The sequence below is a fragment of the Streptomyces sp. NPDC051976 genome, assembly GCF_040680795.1.
Classification (GTDB): Bacteria; Actinomycetota; Actinomycetes; order Streptomycetales; family Streptomycetaceae; genus Actinacidiphila.
Map to the genome: position 1 here is coordinate 91,445 of NZ_JBFAXL010000002.1, position 21,140 is coordinate 112,584.

General features: G+C 71.7%; 22 protein-coding genes. 12 read left to right on the forward strand and 10 right to left on the reverse strand.

Going from position 1 to position 21,140, the window contains the following annotated elements; translation table 11 throughout:
- Positions 1-134: 134 nt before the first annotated feature.
- Entirely contained in the window at positions 135-1,412 is a 1,278-nt protein-coding gene (gene serS / locus AB0M29_RS02750; RefSeq protein WP_365377893.1) for a serine--tRNA ligase, read from the forward strand.
- Between the two features lie 56 nt (positions 1,413-1,468).
- On the forward strand, positions 1,469-2,266 hold the full coding sequence (locus tag AB0M29_RS02755) for an HAD family hydrolase (protein ID WP_365378571.1): 798 nt from the start codon (positions 1,469-1,471) through the stop codon (positions 2,264-2,266).
- A 6-nt stretch (positions 2,267-2,272) separates the two neighbouring features.
- Here AB0M29_RS02755 and AB0M29_RS02760 read toward each other — a convergent pair whose 3' ends face one another.
- The 5 genes from AB0M29_RS02760 to AB0M29_RS02780 form a co-directional block, all read right to left on the reverse strand.
- A complete protein-coding gene (locus tag AB0M29_RS02760; RefSeq protein WP_365377896.1) occupies positions 2,273-2,998 on the reverse strand; it encodes a rhomboid-like protein in 726 nt (241 codons plus the stop codon).
- An 81-nt stretch (positions 2,999-3,079) separates the two neighbouring features.
- Positions 3,080-3,883 (reverse strand): ABC transporter permease subunit, encoded by an 804-nt coding sequence (locus AB0M29_RS02765; RefSeq protein ID WP_365377898.1) that lies wholly within the window; start codon positions 3,881-3,883, stop codon positions 3,080-3,082.
- Positions 3,884-3,896: 13 nt separating this feature from the next.
- Positions 3,897-4,814: an ABC transporter ATP-binding protein gene (locus tag AB0M29_RS02770; protein ID WP_365377901.1), complete on the reverse strand. Its 918-nt coding sequence runs from the start codon at positions 4,812-4,814 to the stop codon at positions 3,897-3,899.
- The gene (locus AB0M29_RS02775; protein ID WP_365378574.1) at positions 4,811-5,725 is read right to left on the reverse strand and encodes an ABC transporter permease; all 915 of its coding nucleotides are present in this window, start codon (positions 5,723-5,725) and stop codon (positions 4,811-4,813) included. The genes AB0M29_RS02770 and AB0M29_RS02775 overlap by 4 nt, the downstream gene beginning before the upstream one ends.
- Positions 5,726-5,729: 4 nt before the next feature.
- Positions 5,730-6,761 carry an ABC transporter ATP-binding protein gene (locus AB0M29_RS02780; protein ID WP_365377904.1) on the reverse strand — a complete coding sequence of 344 codons (1,032 nt, stop codon included), beginning with the start codon at positions 6,759-6,761 and terminating at the stop codon, positions 5,730-5,732.
- Positions 6,762-6,968: 207 nt separating this feature from the next.
- On the opposite strand from AB0M29_RS02780, the gene AB0M29_RS02785 reads away from it, so the two are divergent.
- From AB0M29_RS02785 to AB0M29_RS02800, 4 genes are all read left to right on the forward strand, one after another.
- Positions 6,969-7,835 (forward strand): M24 family metallopeptidase, encoded by an 867-nt coding sequence (locus tag AB0M29_RS02785; RefSeq protein WP_365377906.1) that lies wholly within the window; start codon positions 6,969-6,971, stop codon positions 7,833-7,835.
- Complete coding sequence (locus AB0M29_RS02790) at positions 7,832-9,643, forward strand: SDR family oxidoreductase (protein ID WP_365377908.1); 1,812 nt, start codon at positions 7,832-7,834, stop codon at positions 9,641-9,643. The genes AB0M29_RS02785 and AB0M29_RS02790 overlap by 4 nt, the downstream gene beginning before the upstream one ends.
- Positions 9,644-9,779: 136 nt before the next feature.
- A complete protein-coding gene (locus AB0M29_RS02795) occupies positions 9,780-10,670 on the forward strand; it encodes a metal-dependent hydrolase (protein ID WP_365377911.1) in 891 nt (296 codons plus the stop codon).
- A gap of 18 nt (positions 10,671-10,688) precedes the next feature.
- Complete coding sequence (locus AB0M29_RS02800; RefSeq protein ID WP_365377914.1) at positions 10,689-11,651, forward strand: MerR family transcriptional regulator; 963 nt, start codon at positions 10,689-10,691, stop codon at positions 11,649-11,651.
- Positions 11,652-11,682: 31 nt separating this feature from the next.
- Here AB0M29_RS02800 and AB0M29_RS02805 read toward each other — a convergent pair whose 3' ends face one another.
- Entirely contained in the window at positions 11,683-12,579 is an 897-nt protein-coding gene (locus tag AB0M29_RS02805; RefSeq protein ID WP_365377917.1) for an LLM class flavin-dependent oxidoreductase, read from the reverse strand.
- A gap of 134 nt (positions 12,580-12,713) precedes the next feature.
- Here AB0M29_RS02805 and AB0M29_RS02810 point away from each other — a divergent pair, with 134 nt between their 5' ends.
- Complete coding sequence (locus AB0M29_RS02810; protein WP_365377920.1) at positions 12,714-13,385, forward strand: DUF4232 domain-containing protein; 672 nt, start codon at positions 12,714-12,716, stop codon at positions 13,383-13,385.
- A 192-nt stretch (positions 13,386-13,577) separates the two neighbouring features.
- Here the strand turns inward: AB0M29_RS02810 and AB0M29_RS02815 are convergent, their stop codons facing one another.
- The 4 genes from AB0M29_RS02815 to AB0M29_RS02830 all read right to left on the reverse strand — a co-directional run bounded on the left by AB0M29_RS02815 (position 13,578) and on the right by AB0M29_RS02830 (position 17,027).
- A complete protein-coding gene (locus AB0M29_RS02815; RefSeq protein ID WP_365377923.1) occupies positions 13,578-14,153 on the reverse strand; it encodes a DUF3592 domain-containing protein in 576 nt (191 codons plus the stop codon).
- Positions 14,153-15,574 (reverse strand): hypothetical protein, encoded by a 1,422-nt coding sequence (locus tag AB0M29_RS02820; protein ID WP_365377926.1) that lies wholly within the window; start codon positions 15,572-15,574, stop codon positions 14,153-14,155. Before AB0M29_RS02820 ends, AB0M29_RS02815 begins: the two co-directional genes overlap by 1 nt.
- The gene (locus AB0M29_RS02825) at positions 15,567-15,878 is read right to left on the reverse strand and encodes an SAV_915 family protein (RefSeq protein ID WP_365377929.1); all 312 of its coding nucleotides are present in this window, start codon (positions 15,876-15,878) and stop codon (positions 15,567-15,569) included. The genes AB0M29_RS02820 and AB0M29_RS02825 overlap by 8 nt, the downstream gene beginning before the upstream one ends.
- A gap of 102 nt (positions 15,879-15,980) precedes the next feature.
- Positions 15,981-17,027, reverse strand: coding sequence for a Gfo/Idh/MocA family oxidoreductase (locus AB0M29_RS02830; protein WP_365377931.1), 1,047 nt, complete (start codon positions 17,025-17,027; stop codon positions 15,981-15,983).
- 85 nt (positions 17,028-17,112) lie between these two features.
- Here AB0M29_RS02830 and AB0M29_RS02835 point away from each other — a divergent pair, with 85 nt between their 5' ends.
- The 5 genes from AB0M29_RS02835 to AB0M29_RS02855 all read left to right on the forward strand — a co-directional run bounded on the left by AB0M29_RS02835 (position 17,113) and on the right by AB0M29_RS02855 (position 21,114).
- Positions 17,113-18,024 carry a LysR substrate-binding domain-containing protein gene (locus tag AB0M29_RS02835; RefSeq protein WP_365377933.1) on the forward strand — a complete coding sequence of 304 codons (912 nt, stop codon included), beginning with the start codon at positions 17,113-17,115 and terminating at the stop codon, positions 18,022-18,024.
- Between the two features lie 187 nt (positions 18,025-18,211).
- On the forward strand, positions 18,212-18,997 hold the full coding sequence (locus AB0M29_RS02840) for a VOC family protein (RefSeq protein ID WP_365377935.1): 786 nt from the start codon (positions 18,212-18,214) through the stop codon (positions 18,995-18,997).
- A gap of 136 nt (positions 18,998-19,133) precedes the next feature.
- Entirely contained in the window at positions 19,134-19,424 is a 291-nt protein-coding gene (locus tag AB0M29_RS02845; protein WP_365377938.1) for a hypothetical protein, read from the forward strand.
- A 209-nt stretch (positions 19,425-19,633) separates the two neighbouring features.
- On the forward strand, positions 19,634-19,999 hold the full coding sequence (locus AB0M29_RS02850) for a DUF6344 domain-containing protein (protein ID WP_365377940.1): 366 nt from the start codon (positions 19,634-19,636) through the stop codon (positions 19,997-19,999).
- A gap of 245 nt (positions 20,000-20,244) precedes the next feature.
- A complete protein-coding gene (locus AB0M29_RS02855) occupies positions 20,245-21,114 on the forward strand; it encodes an HAD-IIB family hydrolase (protein WP_365377942.1) in 870 nt (289 codons plus the stop codon).
- Positions 21,115-21,140 lie beyond the last annotated feature (26 nt).

Sequence of the window (21,140 nt, forward strand, 5' to 3'; positions counted from 1 at the left end):
GGGTGAATGCGGTGGACGGCTCACCAATTCCCTCTTTATTGGATTTGACTCGCTTTTCCCCCGAAGCGGACATAGCACTCATAAAGGCCCTAATGTTGTCGCGGCCGATGCCCGCTCCCCGGTAGCCTGTAGCCGTGATTGACCTTCGCCTGCTTCGTGAGGACCCCGACCGTGTGCGCGCGTCCCAGCGCGCCCGTGGAGAGGACGTCGCGCTCGTCGACTCCCTCCTCGCCGCCGACGAGCGGCGCCGGTCCTCCAGTACCCGCTTCGACGAGCTGCGGGCCGAGCAGAAGCAGCTCGGCAAGCTGATCCCGAAGGCGCAGGGCGACGAGAAGGCCGAACTGCTCAAGCGGACCGGCGAGCTGGCCGCCGCGGTCAAGGCCGCCGACGCCGACCAGCACGCCGCCGCGGAGGAGGCCCAGCGGCTGCTCCTGCAGCTGGGCAACCTGGTCCACCCCGACGCGCCGATCGGCGGCGAGGAGGACTTCGTCGTCCTGGAGCAGCACGGCACCCCGCGCGACTTCGCGGCGGACGGCTTCACGCCCCGGGACCACCTGGAGCTGGGCGAGCTGCTCGGCGCCATCGACGTCGACCGCGGCGCCAAGGTGTCGGGTTCGCGCTTCTACTACCTGACCGGTGTCGGCGCGCTGCTGGAGCTCGCCCTGGTCAACGCGGCCATCGCGCAGGCCACCGCGGCGGGCTTCACCCCCGTCCTCACCCCGACCCTGGTCAAGCCCGCCGCCATGGCGGGCACCGGCTACCTCGGCCAGGTCGAGGACGACGTCTACTACCTGGAGAAGGACGACCTCTACCTGGTCGGCACCTCCGAGGTGCCGCTCGCCGCGTACCACATGGACGAGATCATCGACGCGGGCAAGCTGCCGCTGCGCTACGCGGGCTTCTCCCCCTGCTACCGGCGCGAGGCGGGCTCGTACGGCAAGGACACCCGCGGCATCATCCGGGTCCACCAGTTCGACAAGGTGGAGATGTTCGTCTACACCACGCCGGAGGACGCGGAGGCCGAGCACCAGCGGCTGCTGGCCTGGGAGAAGCAGTGGCTGACCGCCCTCGAACTCCCCTTCCAGGTGATCGAGCTGGCCTCGGGCGACCTGGGGTCCTCCGCGTCGCGCAAGTTCGACTGCGAGGCGTGGATCCCGACCCAGGGCAAGTACCGCGAGCTGACCTCGACGTCGAACACCACCGAGTTCCAGTCCCGTCGGCTGTCGGTCCGGATGCGCGACGAGAACGGCACCCGCCCGCTGGCGACGCTCAACGGCACCCTGTGCGCCGTGCCGAGGACCATCGTGGCGCTCCTGGAGAACCACCAGCAGGCCGACGGCTCGGTCCGGGTGCCGGAGGTCCTGCGCCCGTACCTGGGCGGCCGGGAGCTGCTGGAACCCGTCTCCAAGTGAGTACGGGACCCGGCGCTTCGTCCGCACCCGGCGCGGCCTCGTCGTCCGCCGCGCGGCTGCCGTACCGTCTGGTCGCCACCGACCTGGACGGCACGCTGCTGCGCGGCGACAACACCGTCTCCCAGGCGTCGCGTGACGCGCTCGCCGCGGTCACCGCGGCGGGCGCGGCGCACATCATCGTTACCGGCCGCTCGGTGCCCTGGACCCGGCACATCCTGGACGACCTCGGCTACGACGGCCTCGCCGTCTGCGGCCAGGGCGCGCAGATCTACGACGCGGGCACGCACCGGCTGCTCACCTCGGTCACCCTCGACCGGCAGCTCGCCGGGCTCGCGCTGGCCAAGATAGAGGCCGAGATCGGGCCGCTCTTCCTGGCCGCCAGCAGGGACGGGCTCTCCGGCGACGTGCTGGTCGGCGAGGGGTACAGGTACCACCCCGAGCTGCCCGTCACCGTGATGAACGACCCCGCCGAGCTGTGGTCGGCGCCGATCAACAAGCTCTATGTGCAGCATCCGGGCCTGGACGACGACCGGCTGGCCCAGGCCGCCCAGCGCGTGGCCGGCGACCTCGTGGGCGTCACCATGGCGGGCGAGGGCATCGTCGAACTGCTGCCCCTCGGCCTCACCAAGGCGACCGGCCTCTCCCTGGCCGCCCGCCGTCTGGGCGTGAAGGCCGCCGACACGATCGCCTTCGGCGACATGCCCAACGACCTGCCGATGTTCGCCTGGGCCGCGTACGGCGTGGCGATGGCCAACGCCCACCCCGACCTCAAGCAGGTCGCCGACGAGGTCACCGCGTCGAACGACGAGGACGGCATCGCGGTGGTGCTGGAACGCCTCTTCGGCCCCTTCTGACGGTCGTCAGGGAGTCCGGGGGGTCCTGGGGTTCCTGGGGTTCCGGGGAGTGATCGGGAAGCAGGCCAGGCCGATCAGCACGGCGGTGAGATGGCCCAGGTCGGTGAACGTGCCGTCGGTGGCCACCCGGTGGGTGAAGAACGCCAGCACCCCGGCGATGTACCCCCAGCGCCAGGGGCGCGGCACGCGGTACGCCAGCACCCCGATGACGCCCGCGAGGCCGTAGCTCACCCCGATGTCCACGGTGTGCGCCAGCGAACGCGGCAGCCGCTCGTCGTGGATGCCGAACAGCACCGCCTTCTGGCTGACCAGGGTGGCGCCTATGTGCGCGGTGGCGGCGACCACCAGCCACCGCCAGGTGCCCAGCCAGCGCTCGGCCGGGGCGTGCACCAGCTCGTAGAGGACGGCGTAGAGCGCGAAACCCGACGGTGTCTCTATCCACAGGGCGCTCGCGAAGAGCACACGCAACGGGTGGTGGCGCAGTTCCACGAGGTTGGTGCTCACATGGTGCAGCAGATACGACCGGGCGTGCGGCGAGACCACGGCCACGATGCCGGTGGTGATGGCCAGCACCAGCAGCCATATGTGCGTACCGGGGGACGAGCGTATCCACGCCGCGACGGAGCGCCGCGCGTCCCCAAGGGTGACGCGGCGGCGCTCGTGTGCCCACCAGGCCGGGATCTGCGGCTCGGGCGGAACCTGGGCGCTGGTGTCGGAGGTGTCCTGGGCCATCGACACCAGTCTTAACCGACACTCTGTGGGTGCGCTGAGTGGGGTCCTCCACCGTGCTCACACCCCCGGTTCAGCGCGCCGTCACTCCTCCCCGGCGAGCTTGAGCGTGCGCAGCTTGTGGACGGCGAATCCGGTGGCCGCGGTCGTGACCAGCACCAGGAGCACCACCGCGGTGGGCAGCGCCACCTCGGAGGTGACCACGCCACCGTCGCTGATCTTCTGGGCTATGGCCAGCGCCCACTGCTGGACGCTGAGCGTCCTGGCGCCCGGCACCACGTTTCCGATCACCGACTCCCACACCAGGGCGTAGACCAGGCCCGCGACGACCGCGTGCCGGGTGATCACCCCGAGCATCAGGAAGATCGCCGCGTAGGTGAGGGAGGCGACGGCCGCGGCGACCCCGTACGCCACCGCCATGTTCAGCCCGTTGCCGTTGAGGATGTATCCGGCGATCAGTACGGGGATCGCCGAGAAGGCGGCGGTGACGCCTATGGCGACCAGGAGTTTGGTGAAGATGATCGTCGAGCGTCTGATCGGCTTGGCCAGCAGATAGACGATGGCGCCGTCGTCGATCTCCGGGCCGATCGCGCCGGTCCCGGCGATGACGCCGATCAGCGGCACCATGGAGCCGAGCGCGAAGCCCTGGAGCAGGTGGTTGGCGGTGTCGTCGTCGGCGCCGGTGAGGGCGCGGACCGCGCTGACGATGATCAGCAGGAGCAGCGGCAGCGCGAAGAGCAGCAGGGCGCGGCGGCGGCCGAGCAGCGCCCGATAGGTGAGCCGGGCCACGGTGGGGTGGAACAGGACGGGACCGGTGGCGGCCGGCGGCCGTACGGGTGGCGCCGAGGTGGTGGTCGCGGCGGCGGTGGTGGCGTGGGTGGCAGGCATGTCGGTCGGCTCCTTACGCCGTGACCAGGTAGGAGAAGACGCTCTCCAGGGACTCGTCGGACGGCGAGACGGTGAAGAGCCGGATGCCGTGGTCGCGGGCGATCCGGGGCAGGTATTCGGTGAACCCGGCGAAGTCGACCGCCTGGATGCGCAGCGCCTTCTCCGCCTTGTCCAGCTCGATCGCGGCGGTGGAGCCGTGCGCGATCAGCGCCGACGCCAGCCGGCGGTCGTCGCTGGACCGCACCAGGTAGCGGTGCGGCCGGTCGGTCATCAGGCGGCGGATCTTGCGGAAGTCGCCGGAAGCGGCGTGCCGTCCGGCCACCACGACCTCGATGTGGTGGGCGAGCTGCTCGACCTCCTCCAGGATGTGCGAGGAGAACAGCACGGTCCGGCCGTCGGCGCCCATCCGCCGCAGCAGGTCCATCAGGTGCAGCCGCTGCCGCGGGTCCATGCCGTTGAACGGCTCGTCGAGCAGCAGCACGGACGGTTCGTGGACCAGCGCGGACGCCATCTTCGCGCGCTGCCGCATGCCCTTGCTGTACGTGTCGATCCGCCGGTCCTGCGCGTACTCCATCTCGACGGTGGCCAGCGCCCGCTGGGCGGCGGCGGCCGGGTCGGCCAGCCCGTGCAGCTCGGCGTTGGCCACCACGAACTCGCGTGCGGTGAGGAAGTCGTACATCGCCTCGCGCTCGGGGACGATGCCGATCTCGCGGTACGCCTCCTGGTTGCGCCAGATGGGCGTGCCGTCGAGGGTGACCGCGCCGTTCGAGGGGGCCAGGAAACCCGCCATCATATTGATGAGCGTGGATTTTCCCGCACCATTGGGGCCGAGCAGGCCCGTCACGCCGGGGCCGATCGTCATGGTGATGTCGTTGACCGCCACCACGTTGCCGAACCAGCGCGAGACGTTGTCGATGCTGATCGTCGTCATGACAGGCCGACCTTCCGGTAGCGGCGCATCAGCAGTCCGAAGCTGCCGCCGATGAGTGCGAGGATCACCAGCAGGTAGACCAGACCGGCAAGCGCGTCGGGCGGTCCCGAGGCGTGCGGGAAGGCGGAGGTCGCGCCCAGGAACCAGCTCTGGAAGCCGTCGATCAGCGAGATCGGCGAGAAGACGCCCAACCACCCGATGACGTGGAACTTCTCCTGGCTGTCGGCGACCGCCTGGACGCTGGACACCGCGGCGTAGGTGATGACGAACGTCGCGATGATCGCGGCGACGCCGAAGCCGCGCCGCGGGGTGACCGAGGCGATGACCAGGCCGATTCCCGCGAAGAGCAGCGACAGAAGAGTGACGGACACCAGACCCTTCGCAAACCCGGCGGTCTGGGTGGTGAAGCTGAGCTTCGCCAGCAGCGCGCCGATGTAGAGGATGAGCAGTGGCACCGCGGTCAGCAGGAACAGCGCCACCGTGAGCGCCGCGTACTTGGCGGCCACGTAGTCGATCCGTTCGATGGGCCGCGAGAAGTACAGCGGGGTGGTCTTGAACCGCAGGTCGCGGGAGACCGACTGGGGCGCCTGGGACGCCACGAACAGGGTGATGACGGCCTGCATGATGATCGCGTACCGCGTGTACTCCACCGGCAGCTTCGTCATGTGGGTGAAGACCGCGACCGCCACCATGATCAGCGCGGGTGCGCACATCGCGGCCAGCAGGATCATCGGCAGCACCTTGGACTTGGCGCTGCGGCCCAGCCCGTAGGCGCCGCGCAGGCTCTGCGAGAACAGGGAGATCCGGGCGTAGCCGCGGCCGAGGCGCGGGCCGGTGTACTTGCGGTAGCCGATGTTGTGGATGACATCGGGCGCGGTGGATGCGGCGGGTCCGGGGGCGGTGGCCGCCACCGTGTCAGGCTGCGTCACGGTCTTCTCCCTCCTTGCCTTCGGTGCGGTCCTGGTCGGCGGCGCGGGCGGCCGCACGGTCGGCGGCGTGGTCGGCCGCGGCCCGGTCGGCGTCCTCGTCGTCGATGAAGAGTTCGGCGATGCGGTGGCGGCGCTGCTCCATCCGGACGAGGCCGACCCCGAGTCCGGCGACCGCGTCCCGGACGGTGTCGTACGTCTCGTCGCCCGCGATGTCGACCAGCAGCAGATGGCCGTTGGCCTGGGCGGTGAGGCCCGCGCCGGTCAGCGCGGTCAGCAGCTCGCCCTCGCGGTCGGTGACCTCGACCGCGAGGGAGGCGGTGGCCTGGGTGAAGTCGCTGGTGGAGGAGGCCCGCAGCAGCTTGCCGCCGTCGATCACCACCACGTGGTCACTGGTCCGCTCCAGCTCGCCGAGCAGGTGCGAGGTGACCAGCACGGAGATGCCGAAGTCGGTGTGGACGCGGCGGATCAGGGCGAGCATCTCGTCGCGGCCCGCCGGGTCGAGGCCGTTCGTGGGCTCGTCGAGGAGGACCAGCGCCGGGTCGTGGACCAGCGCCTGCGCGAGTTTCACGCGCTGCTTCATGCCCGTCGAGTAGCCGCCCATCGGGCGGTACCGCTCCTCGTAGAGCCCGACGTGGCGCAGCGTGTCGGCGGTGCGCTCGCGGGCGGCGGTGGGCGGCAGCCCCGACATCCGGGCCATGTGCACGACGAACTCGGTCGCCGACACGTCCGGTGGCAGGCAGTCGTGCTCGGGCATGTAGCCGACGCGGCTGCGGATCTCCGCGCCGTCCGTGGCCACGTCGAGCCCGAGCACCGCGGCACGACCCTCGGTCGCCGGGGAGAGCCCCAGCAGGATCTTGATCAGGGTCGATTTGCCGGCGCCGTTCGCACCCACCAGCCCGGTCACACCGGGGGTGATGTCGACGGTCAGCCGGTCCAGAGCGGTCACCCTCGGGAACCGCTTGCTCAGGCCTTCGGTAGCGATCACAGTCACGTGTTCGAAGTTAGTGGCGCAGACCACACCGGTCGTCAGTCCGGAGTGCCGGATTCCTGTAGTCCTCTCGGCTGACTTCCCGTAGGGGTCGGGGGTCCGCAGGGATGAAGGCTGTCGGGGTCAGGGGTTTTCCACAGGCGGCACGGGGGGGGCCTTGACCCTGCCACGAGTCGCTGTCACATTGATTGCTGTCAGCTTTGGCAGAGGTGTCCGGTAGGGGCTGGGGTGAGCGGCATGGACGACGGACTGGACGGTTTCCGCAGGGTGCAGCGGCTCGCGTACTCGATCGCGGAAGCGGTCGCGGCGGAGCTGCGGCCCGGGATGACCGAGCGGGACGCGGCGCGCGCGATGCGGGTCAGGGCGCGCGAGCACGGCGTGCGGGACTGGTTCCATCTGCCCTTCGCCTGGTTCGGCGACCGTACGGCGTTCACCGGCTTCAAGGTGCCCCTGCAGTTCTTCCCGACCGGCCGCCGGCTCGAGCCGGGCATGCCGTTCATCCTCGACATGGCCCCGGCGTACGAAGGCTGCACCGCCGACATCGGGTATTCGGGGGCGCTCGGCCCCAACCCGCTGCAGGAGCGGCTGATGGCCGACCTGCGCGAGCACCGCGAGCTGATCCTGGACGAGGTGCGCGAGCGCCGGCCGCTGCGGGAGATCTACCAGGACGTCGACCGGCTGATGTCCCGTCAGGGGTACGCCAACCGGCACCGCGCCTATCCCTTCGGCGTGATCGCCCACAAGGTCGACCGGGTCGGCGACCGCCGCTGGTCACCGCGCGTCGCCGGGTTCGGCACGCAGGCGCTCAAGGGCCTCGCGTCCGACGCCCTGCACGGCCACCGCGAGGGCTGGTCCCCGCTGTGGAGCCCGTACCGGATGTCCGACCATCCGCCGCACCCCGGCCTGTGGGCGGTCGAACCGCACCTGGGATTCCGCGGCACCGGAGCGAAGTTCGAGGAGATCCTCGTGGTCACGGAGACCGACGCCTACTGGCTCGACGACGAACTGCCCCATGTGCGGCGGTGGTCGGAGGCGGAGACCGACGCGGGGGCGGGCGCGGTGGCGGGCACGGACGCGGCGAGCGGGTCGGAGGCGGCGGCATGAGCGGGCCGGAGCAGGCACGGGAGCGCTTCGTGACGGGTGCCGGCGGCGTGCGGCTGTGCGTCGCCGAGTACGGGGACACCGCGCTGCCGACCGTACTGCTGCTGCACGGCTACCCGGACAGCAAGGAGGTCTGGTCCGACGTCGCCGGGCTGCTCGCCGACCGCTACCACGTGGTGCTCTACGACGTGCGCGGCCACGGCAGGTCCGCGGCCCCCGACCCGCTCAAGGGCGGCTTCACCCTGGACAAGCTGACCGAGGACTTCCTCGCGGTGGCCGACGCGGTCAGCCCCGACCGGCCGGTCCATCTGGTCGGCCACGACTGGGGTTCCGTGCAGGGCTGGGAGTTCGCGACCGTCGGCCGCACCGAGGGCCGGATCGCCTCCTTCACCTCGATCTCCGGCCCGTGCCTCGACCACTTCGGCCACTGGATCAGGCGCCGGGTGCGCCGCCCCACCCCGCGCCGGGCCGCCCAGGTCATCGGCCAGGGCGCGAAGTCCTGGTACGTGTACGCGCTGCACACCCCCGTCCTGCCCGAGCTGGCCTGGCGCGGCGTGCTCGGCAAGCAGTGGCCCAAGCTGCTGGCCCGGGTGGAGAAGCTGCCCGCGGACAGCTATCCGACCGCCTCGCTGCCCGAGGACGCGGCGCACGGCGCCTGGCTCTACCGCGACAACGTCCGGCAGCGGCTGGGCAGTCCGCGCCCCGACGCCTACGCCCATGTGCCGGTGCAGCTCATCACCCCGACCGGTGACGCCTTCCTGTCCGAGCGGCTCTACGACGACCTGGAGCAGTGGGTGCCGCGGCTCACCCGGCGCACCCTGCCCGCCAAGCACTGGGTGCCGCGCTCCCGGCCCGACCAACTGGCCCGCTGGATCACGGACTTCGTCACCGCCCACGAGTTCGGCGGCGGCCCGGCCGGGAGCGCCACCGGAGGGACGGCGGCCGCCGCGGTGCCGGGCGTGCTCGGGAAGGCAGGGGACAGCGCCCGGCAGCGGTTCGCCGGGCAGCTCGTCCTGGTCACCGGGGCGGCCAGCGGCATCGGCCGGGCCACCGCCTTCGCCTTCGCCGAGGCGGGCGCCCGTGTCATCGCCGTCGATCGGGACACCGAGGGCGCCGCGCGCACCGCGGAGCTGTCCCGGCTGATCGGCGCCCCCGACGCCTGGCCGGAGACCGTGGACGTCTCGGACGGCGAGGCGATGGAGAAGCTCGCCGCGCGTACCGCCGACACCCACGGCGTCCCAGACGTGGTGGTGAACAACGCGGGCATCGGCCTGGCGGGCGCCTTCCTCGACACCACACCCGAGGACTGGAAGCAGGTGCTCGACGTCAACTTGTGGGGGGTGATCCACGGCTGCCGGTTGTTCGGCCGGCAGATGGTGGAGCGCGGCCAGGGCGGCCACATCGTCAACACCGCCTCGGCCGCGGCCTTCCAGCCCTCCCGGGCGCTGCCCGCGTACAGCACCTCCAAGGCGGCCGTGCTGATGCTCAGCGAGTGCCTGCGCGCCGAACTGGCCCCGCACGGCATCGGGGTGAGCGCCATCTGCCCCGGCATCGTCAACACGCCCATCACCGGCAGCGCCCGCTTCGCCGGGGTGAGCGAGGAGGAGCAGGACCGGCGCAGGGCGCGCTCGGCCCGGCTCTACGGACTGCGCAACTACCCGCCGGAGAAGGTCGCCCGCGCGATCCTGCACGCCGTGCAGCGCAACACCGCCGTCGTGCCCGTCACGCCCGAGGCCCGGGGCGCACGGCTTCTGTCCCGGCTGTCCCCCGGTGCGCTGCGGGCCTTCGCCCGCGTCGACCCGCCACTGTGACCCCGCCCCGGACGGCCCACCGGCCGCCCGGCCGCCCGGACCCTCTCGACCGTCTCAGCCCTTTCGACCACTCCGACCGTTCCGACCGTTCCGACCACCCCGACCGTTTCGACCATCCGAAGGAGGACGCACCACCATGGGTTACGCGATCAAGCCGCGCCGGGTCACGTTCGACTGGAAGCGCACCCCGCTGCACTGGATCCCGGACGAGCCGACCGCGACGCACGTCATCAATGTGCTGCACCTGCTACTGCCCGCGGGCGAGCGGTGGTTCGTCAAGGTCTTCAAGGAGGCGCTGCCGCTGGTCAGCGACGAGCAACTCCTCAAGGACGTCAAGGGGTTCATGGGCCAGGAGGCCACCCACAGCGTCCAGCACGCCTATGTGCTGGAGCACCTGGCCGAGCAGAATCTGGACACCAGCGGCTACACCAGGCACGTGGAGTGGATGTTCGACGTGCTGCTCGGCGAGAAGCCGCCGTGGGGCGTGCCGATACCGCGCCGCGAGTGGCTGCGCTTCCGGCTCTCCCTGATCGCGGCGATCGAGCACTTCACGGCGGTGCTCGGCGACTGGGTCCTGGCCGCCGACGCGCTCGACGCCGCGGGCACCGACGAGGTGATGCTGGACCTGCTGCGCTGGCACGGCGCCGAGGAGGTCGAGCACCGGGCGGTCGCCTTCGACATGTACCAGCACGTGGGCGGCACCGGCATACCCCGCTATCTGCGGCGCGCCGAGGGCATGGCGTTCGCCTGGCCGACGCTCACCTATCTGTGGATAGTCGGCGCCCGCTACCTGATGCGGCACGACCCGCGGCTGGCCAAGGGCGTCTACCGGCTGCGCGACCACCGTGCCGCGGCGGGCCGCGGACTGGTGCCGTCCTGGGCCTCGCTGAACGCGGCGATGCCCCGCTACCTTCGGCGGTCGTACCATCCGTCGCAGGAGGGTTCGATGCGCAGGGCCGTCGAGTACCTGGCCGTCTCCCCGGCGGCCCGGGCCGCCACGACGCCCGGCCGCGCGGCGGCTTCGTGACGACCGAGGAGTGAAGCGTTGAGCACCGCCGCCGACGAGCGCGCGTACCGGATCGAGGACCTCTCCCACCTGAGCGGGACCACGGTCAGGACCATCCGCGCCTACACCGACCGCGGGCTGCTGCCGAAACCGGAGCGGCGCGGCCGGGCCAATGTGTACGACGACGCGCATCTGGCCCGGTTGCGGCAGATCGCCGACCTCCTGGAGCGCGGCTACACCCTGGCCAGCATCAAGGAGCTGCTGGCGGCGTGGGACGCGGGCACCGGGCTGGGCGGTGTCCTCGGGCTGGTCGGCGAGGTGGACCGGCCGTGGTCGGATGAGACGCCCGCGCGGATCAGCCTCGCCGAGCTGATGGAGGCATTCGGCGGCACGGCGGACCTGACAGCCGTGGAGGAGGCGCTGCAGCTCGGGGTCCTGGAGGCGGTCGCGGGCAGCGAGGACGAGTTCCTGGTGCCCAGCCCGCAGGAGCTGGCCGTGGCCGCGGAGCTGCACGCCGCCGGGGTGCCGCTGCCCGCCATCACCGGGCACCTGCGGGAGCTGCGGGTGCAGGTCGAGCACATCTCCGAGCGGTTCCTGCAGTTCACCACCGAGTACGTCTTCGAGCGGTTCCTGCACCACCCGCCCACCGACGAGGAGGCGGCCGAGGCGGCGTCCCTGGTCCGGCGGCTGCGCCCGCTGGCGCAGCAGACGGTCGACGCCGAACTGGCCCGCGCCATGCGGATGCTGGCCACCGAGCACGTACGCCGCCACCTCGGCGACGCGGTGCTGCCCACGGCCCCGCCCCGCCCCGCGCCCGCCACCGCGCCGCCGTCCGAGGTTCCGGTCCCGCTGCCCGCCGCCACGGTCACCGCCGTCCGCGACCTGGTCGGCCCCGGCCAGATCCCGGAGTTCGTCGCCGCCGCCACCGCCCGGGAGGTCGCCGCCCGCCGCATGGACGCCCTCGCCGCCCGCCCGCGGGACCCCGACGGCGCTCCGGACTGAGCCGCGCGGCGGCGCTCCGGGGCTTCGCCGCTCAGCCCAGTTGGCCGAGCGCCTCGGTGGCGATCCGCTCGAAGACCTTCGGGTCGGCGCCGAACTCGGTGCCGGCGATGGGCCAGTGGATCACCATCTCGTCGATGCCCACCTCCGCGTGCTTGCCCGCGAAGTCCACGAACGCGTCCACCGAGTCCAGCGGGTGCCCCTGGTCCGGGGTGAAGCCGGTGAGCATGATCTTCGGCATATCGGCGACGTCCCGGCCGATCTCGGCGCAGGCGGCGCCCAGCCGTTCCACCTGCCCGCGCACCGCGGCCAGCGACTCCTGCGGCGTCCCCGTCTCGTACAGCGCCGGATCCCCGGTGGTCACCCACGCCTGCCCGTGCCGCGCGGTGAGCCTCAGCCCGCGCGGCCCGGTCGCCGCCACCGCGAACGGGATCCGCGGCCGCTGCACGCACCCGGGGATGTTCCGCACATCCCCCGCGGAGTAGAACTCCCCCTCGTACGCCACCGCCTCACTGCTCAGCAGCCGGTCGAGCAGCCCGACGAACTCCCCGAACCGATCGGCCCGCTCCCGCGGCGACCACGCCTCCTGCCCCAGCGCCGTCGCGTCGAACCCGCTCCCGCCCGCCCCGATCCCCAGCGTCACCCGCCCCTGGCTCACATCGTCGAGCGTCATCAGATCCTTGGCCAAGGTCACCGGATGCCGGAAGTTCGGCGACGTCACCAGGGTGCCGAGCCGCATCCGCGACGTGACCCCCGCCGCCGCCGTCAGCGTCGGCACCGCCCCGAACCATGTCCGCTCCCGGAACGACCGCCACGTCAGGTGGTCATAGGTGTAGGCGGCGTGAAAACCCAGCTCCTCGGCCCGCCGCCACACCTCCCGGCCTTCGTCGGCCCAGCGGTAGATCGGCAGAATCACAGTGCTCAGTCGCATGGACCGAGCCTAGGGGAGAGGTGGCGCCGGGTCGCCGCGGCCGTGGACGAATACGGGCGAACCGAGTGGGGCGGTGCTGCGTCCTGGAGAGCAGGCGGCTCGTCAGGCCGCATCAGCGGAAAGGCGGCACCTCCATGACGTTCTCCCCACCGGCAGCCCGGCGGATGCTGCCCGTACTGGCCCTGGCCTGCGTCGCGGTCCTGGCCACGGGCTGCGGACCGAACGACCCGGCCGCGTCGGCACCGGACGCGACCTCCGCCAAGGGGGCCACCACGTCGGCCACGAGCACGACGGCAGGCAGCACGGCGGGGAGCGCCCCAGCGGGGACCACCACCTCCGGGGCGACCAAGGCGAGCCACGCCGGTAGCGGAACCAGCGCGTGCCCGACCCGGTCCCTGCAGGCGAAGGTGGCGAGCACGCAGGGCACCGCCGGCAGCACCTACACCGTCATCGACTTCAAGAACATCTCCCCGACCGCCTGCACGCTCTACGGCTACCCCGGTGTCTCCCTCGCCGGCGGCACCCCGGTCACCCAGATCGGCCTGGCCGCCACGCGGAACACCGACTCCCCTCGCCATCTGGTCACCCTGGCGCCCGGCGCCAAGGCCAATGTGACGCTGCAGATCGCGGACGCGGGCAACTTCCCGGCAACCGAGTGCCAGCCGAGGGCGGCGACCTACCTGCAGATCTACCCGCCGAACCAGACCACACCGCTCTACCTCGCCTCCACCGCCCAGGCCTGCGCGGGCCACGTCAACCTGCTGACCGTCGGCGCCGTACAGCCGGGTGCGGGCAGCACGTCCTGACGGGCGGACCGCCGGTCCATGCGGTGTCCTCGGCCGGCATCCGGCCGAGGACACCGGCCGGATGAGGCGTCGCCCACGCGAGGCGTGAACCAGCACGTCGAGACGGTGGTTCTCGACAGCGAGGGCCTGTCGTCGTCCTGACGTCGGACGTCGACGACATGGCCCGCCTGTGCGCCAAGCAGATCGGCCTCGTCAGCCTCTGATCCGCAGGCCCCCCGCACCGCGCAGCGCCATTCTGCGCCGGACGAAGACCGCCGCCCCCAGGCCGAGGAAGAGGATTCCGCCCGAGAGCGAGAGCACCATGGGGAGGGTCCAGCCGGGCGGGTGGGCCACCTGGGAGGCGAGCATCACGCGGGACGGCTGGCGGGTGTCGTAGAGGACAGCCACCGCCGCCCCCTTGGCGAGCCCCTTCGGCAGCGAACCGCCCGAGGGGACGCACAGCTTCTCCCGGTGGGCGCCCTGGGCATCGTCGAAGGAGACCGCGACATCGGTGTGCTCGCCGTAGCGGTTGGTGCCCTCGCTCGCGACGAAGGCCACCTTCTGCGTGCCGTGCGCCCGCAGCGCGTCGACCGTGGAGCCGCAGTCGGAGCGGAAGGCGAAGAACATCCCGAAGCACAGGACGCCGAAGACCAGCAGCACGGCGATCAGCCCCCGCTTCGGCGCGGCGAGCGGCGCCGGGCCCCGGCCGCCCGAAGACGCCGAGGCAGCGGTCTCGGGCTCGGGCCCGGGCGGTGGTGTCCAGTCCTGCCGCTTGACTTTGCGCGCCATCACAACCCCAACCAGTGTCCGACGCTCTCGGCCGCGTGCCCGATGTCCTTGGCGGCGCCTTCGACGGCGTGCTCGGTTCCCTTGATCATTTTCTGACCCGTGTCGCTCTCCAGGAAACGGTAGGCCGCGTAGCCGACGCCCGCGGCGACGAGGATCCCCGCCCCCGCGGCCCAGCCGACCGGGCCGCCCGCGATCGCGATCGTGGCGGCCTCCATCGCCCAGCCCGCGCCCGCGCCGATCGCCAGCGACCCCACGTTGGCGGTGACGGCGACATCCGGATCCGTACCGTTCTTGATGTCCCACCAGGTGCCGCCGACGGTGAGTACGGCGCCGACCACCGGCACCTTCTCGCCGACGCGCAGGAACTTCCCGAGCACCTCGCTGTCAGACGCCGCGCCGCGCAGCAGCGGACTGGCGGCATCGGTGACCGAGGCGTTCATGAGCTTCGACAGGCCGCCGAGGTTGAACTTGGCCAGCACTCCCTCCGCCTGCCGCAGATCGGCCGCCGACGCACGGCCCAGATTTCCGGTGAGCTTCTTGATCGCGTTGCGCTGGGCCGTGGTCAGGCCAGGGCTGTTGACCCGGTACTCGTGCAGGGCCTCCGCGGCCTTGGCGAACCGGTCGGCGCGGTCGCGGATCAGGTTCGCGTACTGCGCCTGACCGGCCAGAACGCCCTGGAGGATGCCGCCCTCCGTCGACCAGCTGTGTTCGGGGACGAACAGGTCCTCCAGGTCGGCCCAGGCGATACTCCACAGGTCCGGGTCGTCCTGCTGCATCAGCGCCCGGTTCCAGACCGCCGACGGGTCGTCCTTGGGGACGGGTCCCTGGAACAGGGCCAGCACCTTGTCGAAGCCGGGGGCCGGGTTGGCGGCGTGCATCGCGGTCCTGAAGGCGTCGGCGAAGGTCGCCATGTCCTCCTTGCCGGTGGAGCTGCGCGTCGCCGCGATCACGGACGGCAGTTGCGCGGCCAGTCTCGGATCGAGCCCGGCGTAGAAGGCCGAGGTCCAGTCCGGGTCGTTCCTGTGCGCGGCCAGCTCCAGCGCGACCTGGTGGAAGGCGTCACCCGCCGGTCCGCCCGCCAGTTTCTCCGCAGCGTTCGCGTCGGCCGCGGCCTTGGTCCCGTCTGCCTGCGCCTGCTTCACGGTGGGCACCGGCTCGGGTACCTGCACCATCTCCCGCGGGCCGCTGCCCGGCCGGCTCATCGCGGCGGCGAGCGCCTGCCTGCGGCGCAGCATCGGCGCCTGGTCGTCGGCCCACCGGCTGATGCCGATCAGCTCGTCGAGCGGCCCCGTGTCCAGCCCCAGCGAGCCGAAGGCGGTCTTGAGGGACTGCGCGCTCCCTGCGAGGTCGGCCGCGTCACCGGTGAATGACTTGATCATCTGCTGCATCGCGTCGGGGTCGATCCCGGAGAAGTCACCCACGGGCAAGCACCGGATCCACCAGTACGGCCTCCGCCCCGGACCCCCGCAGCGCTTCATCGAGCGCCGCGGCCGGGATCGCACCCCAGGGCTGCTCGTCGCCCATGGCGTGCACGAGCCCGGCAACGGTGCTGAACGCGACCAGCACCAGACGCGGTTCCCCGCCGTCGGCCAAGACCCGTCTGAGTTGCAGTTGCGTCTGCCCCTCGCGTACGGGCACGCCGTCCGGCGAGGGCAGCGCGCTCATCAGCGGGACGACGAGTATCTGGCTTTCGGGGGCTGAACCGCTCTCAATCGGATGGGACACACCGGCACTGTAGGGGCCGTGGTGTCAATCCACGGTCAAGGGAGCCCATGACTCCCGTCACGAAGCCGCCAGGGACGAGGGGCCCCACCGGGCCGCGGGTCGTCAGCGGGCGGTGCGGTGGAAGTGCTCGACCAGGTGCTGGACGCGGAGGCCCGCGGCGAAGTCGGGCAGGGTGGTGTGCTCGCCGCGGAGGGCGCGGGCGAACTCGGTGAGGCGGGTCTCCTCGGTGCCGCGGGGGCCGTCGAGGGCGATACGGGTCCAGCCGGAGGGGGTGGTGTGCCAGAGGTCGGCCCAGTCGGTGAGGCGGTAGGACCGGGCGGTTCCGTGCAGCGTCCATTCGTAGGTCTCGGGGGCGGCGGCGACCTGGGCGGAGAGGCGTACGGGGACGGTGCCCGCGAGGAAGAGCCCGGTGGCCGCGGTCTCGGCGGCCGTGTCGCTGCCGTCGCCGTAGGTCAGGTGGGTGTGGACCGGGGAGAGCGGGCCGAGGAGCCGGTCGGTGAGGAAGAAGTAGTGCGAGGCGACCTCGCGGAGGAAACCGCCCTGTTCGCGTGCGGCCAGCCAGCGGGCGTCCTGCTGGAAGGCGCGGGGCCACTGCGGGAAGGAGAAGCGCAGGTCCACGCCGACGACGGTCCCCGCGTCACCGTCGCGCACGGCCCGGCCCACCGCCAGGGCGGCGGCGCGGTCGGACAGGGTGAAGTTCAGCGCGTTCACCACGCCCGTCGCCGCGGCGACCGCCACCATCTCCTCGCCCTCTGCCGGGTCCACCGCGAGCGGCTTCTCGGCGAAGACCGCCTTGCCCGCCTTCATGGCGCGTATCGCCAGGGCCGCATGCGTGGCGGGCGGCGAGGCGACGTAGACCGCGTCGAGCCCGTCGTGGTCGAGCAGTTGCCCCGGGTCCCGCACGTACGCCACGCCGGGGCGCGCCGCCCGCGCCCGGGCGAGCGCCTCCGCACTCGGGTCCGCGGCCAGGACCACCTCGAACTCCGGGTGCCGCACCGCCACATCCAGCATCTCGGCACCCATCGCGCCCAGCCCGATGATCCCCAGGCGGACGGGCCGGAGGACAGGCTGAAGGGCGGTCCGTGGGACAGGCCAAGGATCCTTGGGGTGCCTGGCGGTGTGTTCGGCGGAGTTCGTCGCGTGCGTCATGCCGGAAATTCTGGGCGCGTCCAACACCCCAGCACAAGCGATGTTTTCTGGAGTGATTGTGCAGTGCGACTGTACAATCACGCCCATGCTCGATGTCCGACGCCTCGTCGTCCTCCGCTCGGTCGTCGAGACCGGCTCGATCCACGCCGCGGCGGCCGCACTCGGCTACACGCCCTCGGCGATCAGCCAGCACATCGCCGCGCTGCAGCGGGAGACCGGGTCGCTGCTGCTGGAACGCCATGGCCGGGGCGTACGCGCCACCGAGGCCGGGCGCCTCCTCGCCGCGCACGCGCAAGGGATCCAGGAGCGGATCGCCGACGCCGAGACCGCGCTGGCCGACCTGCGGGCGGGAAAGCTGCACCGTCTGACGGTGCGCTACTTCGCCACCGCCGGCGCGGTGCTGATCCCGCCGGTCGTCGGTGCGTTCGGCCGCCGCTTCCCGCAGGTCAGGCTGGAGCTGCGGGTGGGCAAGGGGCTGACGGGCGAGCCCGCGGACGCCGAGATCGTGGTGCTGGACGAGACGGTGCGGGTGCCTGCGGGACTGCACGCGATCCATCTGCTGGACGACCCGTATGTGATGGTCCTGCCGCCGGACCACCCCCTCGCCGCCGAGCCGGCGGTCGAGCTGGCGAAGCTGAGCGGCGAGCGGTGGATCGACAACGAATGGCCGAGCAGCCTGTGCCGCCAGACCATCCTCGACGCGTGCGGGGCGGCCGGCTTCAGCCCGGACTTCGTGGTCGAGGCGCACGACTACGCGACCGCCGTGGCTTTCGTCGCGACCGGGCTCGGCGTGACGATGGTCCCCAGGCTGGCGCTGGAGGCCATCCCCGCCGCGGACGTGGCGGTGCGGCCGGTCACCCGCCCCACGCCCGTGCGCGCCATCCACGTCCTGGTCGACGCGACGACCGAGGACCGCCCCGCCCTGTCGGCGTTTCTGGGGCTTCTACGCGACGCCGCCACCTCGCACGCCGCACCCGACGCCGCTTCGCATACCTGACCGTTCAGCCCCGCGCGCCTCACCCGGCGCCGCCTCCCGTATGCGGCGCCGCCGCCCCGCGCGCCTCATTTGCACCGATTTTCGGTTCGGATGGCGGTATCGCGGGAGCGCGAGGAAGGTGGTCTGCAGGGGGTGCCTACCCGTCCGGGCGCGGGCCCGTGGCGGTCGATCGGTTGGAGGGCTACAGATGCCTGAAGTGACCACTCCCTATGAGCCCGGGACTCCGTGCTGGCTCGACCTGATGGTCCCTGACCAGCAGGCCGCGCTGGACTTCTACCGGGACCTCTTCGGCTGGCAGGGCGAGGTCGGTGCCGAGGAGTTCGGGGGCTATTCGGTCTGCACGCTCAAGGGCAAGCCGGTTGCCGGGATCATGCAGACGATGGCGTCCGAGGGCCAGCCCACGCCGCCGCCCGCGTGGACCAGCTACTTCGCCACCGCGGACGCCGACGCGACGCAGCAGGCGATCACCGCGAGCGGCGGGACGGTGATGGCCCCGGCGATGGACGTGGGGACGTTCGGGCGGATGCTGATCGCCGCGGACCCGCAGGGCGCGGTGTTCGGGGTGTGGCAGAAGAAGGACTTCGGCGGCGCCGAGATCGTGAACGAGCACGGCTCCCTGGTGTGGAACCAGCTCAGCACCCCGGACCCGAAGGCGGCGGGTGTCTTCTACGACGCGGCGCTCGGCCTCGAGGCGGCTCCGCTGCCGGAGATGCCGGAGTTCACGGGCTTCAACGTCAAGGGCCGCCCGATCGGCGGAATGCAGGGGATGGAGAACCTCCCCGCGGGCGTCCCGCCGCACTGGCTGGTGAACTTCGCCGTGGACGACGTCGACAGCGTCGTCGACGCGCTGGTCCGCGCGGGCGGCTCGGTGATGGCGCCGCCGTTCGACATGGACAAGGTCGGACGGATGGCGGTCGTGCTCGACCCGTGGGGCGCGGCCTTCGCGGTGGTCGCCACCAACCCTCCGGCGTAAGCACACGGCACCGGCACCGGTACGGGCACCGGTTGCGGGCGTCTGGGCCCGGCGCGACGCTTGAAAGGAGCGCGGCCGGGCCTTTCCCGCGCGCTGTCAGGGCGTCGGGCGCGGTCCGCGGGAAAGGTGCGTCGCCATGAGGATGCTGCTGACCGCCCACATGAACACCGAGAAGGCGAACCAGGCGTACGCCGACGGAACCCTGCTCAAGGACATGGAGGGCATGCTCGAGTACCTGAAGTGCGAGGCCGCCTACTTCACGGCCGTCGACGGCAAGCGCACCTGCATGCTCGTCTTCGACATGCAGGACTCCTCCCAGATGCCCGGCATCGCCGAGCCGTTCTTCGCCAACGACGCCGAGGTGTACTTCCACCCCGTCATGAGCGTCGACGACCTGCGGACGGGGCTGGCGAACACGGGCCGGTAGACCCGGGCCCGGTGGACCCGTAGACACGTAGACCCGGCAGAAGCCGGGTGAGGCGGGGAAAAGTACGGTGCCGGGGCGCCTCGTTGGGCCGGACGAGTGGCGTTTGTCTGTATATCCGCGAATCCGAGGTGCGGCTCCGACAAATCTGTGCTGGCTTCCCCATGATCTGAGTAGTCAGATTTCCGCACGAGGAATCGAGAGGCTCGATCATGGCCACCGCGAAAGTCACCACGTTCTGGGGCGCCTTCGTCGCCGTACTGCTGAAGTGCCTCGCGGCACTCGGATTCGCCACCCCGGCCCGCGCCGCGATCCCGGCCGAGGCGGTCACCCCGGCTCCGGCGGAGCGCACCGAGCGCACCGTGCCCGCCGGTCACCGCGTCAGCATCCCGGCACAACGGCGCTTCGAGCCGGTGTACGAGCGCAGTGGGCGGTCGCTGCCGCCGACGATGAAGCAGCGGATCAGGGCCGAGGCACACGGCGCCTCACCCACCGCCCGCAGTGCGACGGGAGACGGCCTCGTCACCGACGCCCCGCCCGCGCCCGACCGCGCACTGGCCGACGCGGCCACCGGCTGACCACGTCAAGCGCTCAGCAGAACCTCCGCTTCACATGACCCTCCGCTGAACCTGATCCACCGCACCACGTGATCCACCGCACCACGTGATCCACCGAACGACCCGAATCACCGCACCACACGCACCACCACAACACCTGAACCACCGCACTCCCAGGACTTCTCCCCGACCGGCACGATCCGGCTCGGCTGAGCGGGTATCCGCACTTTTGTGTGGGCGGGGCAATGATGCGCAAAGATGGGGTAGTGACCTCAGCCATCGAGCCCAGCGGGCATCCTCTTTCTCCGGACGCCCCATTCGCAGCCCCCTCGCCACGGCTGATCGCCACCGACCTGGACGGCACGCTGCTGCGTGACGACAAGACAGTGTCGGCGCGCACGATCGCCGCGCTGGCCGACGCCGAAGCCGCGGGGATCGAGGTCTTCTTCGTCACCGGGCGGCCCGCCCGGTGGATGGGCGTGGTCGCGGAACTGCTCGCGGGGCACGGCATGGCCATCGTGGCCAACGGCGCCGCGGTCTACGACCTGCACAGAAACCAGCTCATCGAGGCGTTCCCGCTCCCCGAGGACGACGCGCTCGCGGTCGCCGAGGCACTGCGCGCGGCCATACCGGGCACCTCCTTCGCGGTCGAGCGGACCGGCGGTTTCCGCCGGGAGACCGGATATCCGCCGGTGGAACCGGACAGCGGCGCGGGGCAGGCCCCCATCAAGGAACTCCTGGCCGACGGCGACGGGCAGCCGCTGCTGAAGATGCTGGCGAAACACCCGTCCATCGACCCCGACGAGTTCCTGGCCACTGCCCTCTCCGTGGCGGGACAGCACGGCGAGATCACCCGGTCGAGCGATTACGCGCTCCTGGAGGTCAGCGGCATCGGGGTCAGCAAGGCCACCACGCTGGCCCGTTGCTGCGCGGAGCGTGGCGTGACCGCGGCCGAGGTCGTCGCTTTCGGGGACATGCCGAACGATCTGGCGATGCTCGACTGGGCGGGTACGTCCTACGCTGTCGCCAACGCCCACCCGCGGGTGCTGGCGGCCACCGCGTACCGTACGGCGGCCAACCAGGACGATGGCGTGGCCCGCGTGATCGAGCGGATCCTGGCGGCCCGCAGCAACTGACCGCGGGCCGCGGGTCGCGGGGCGCG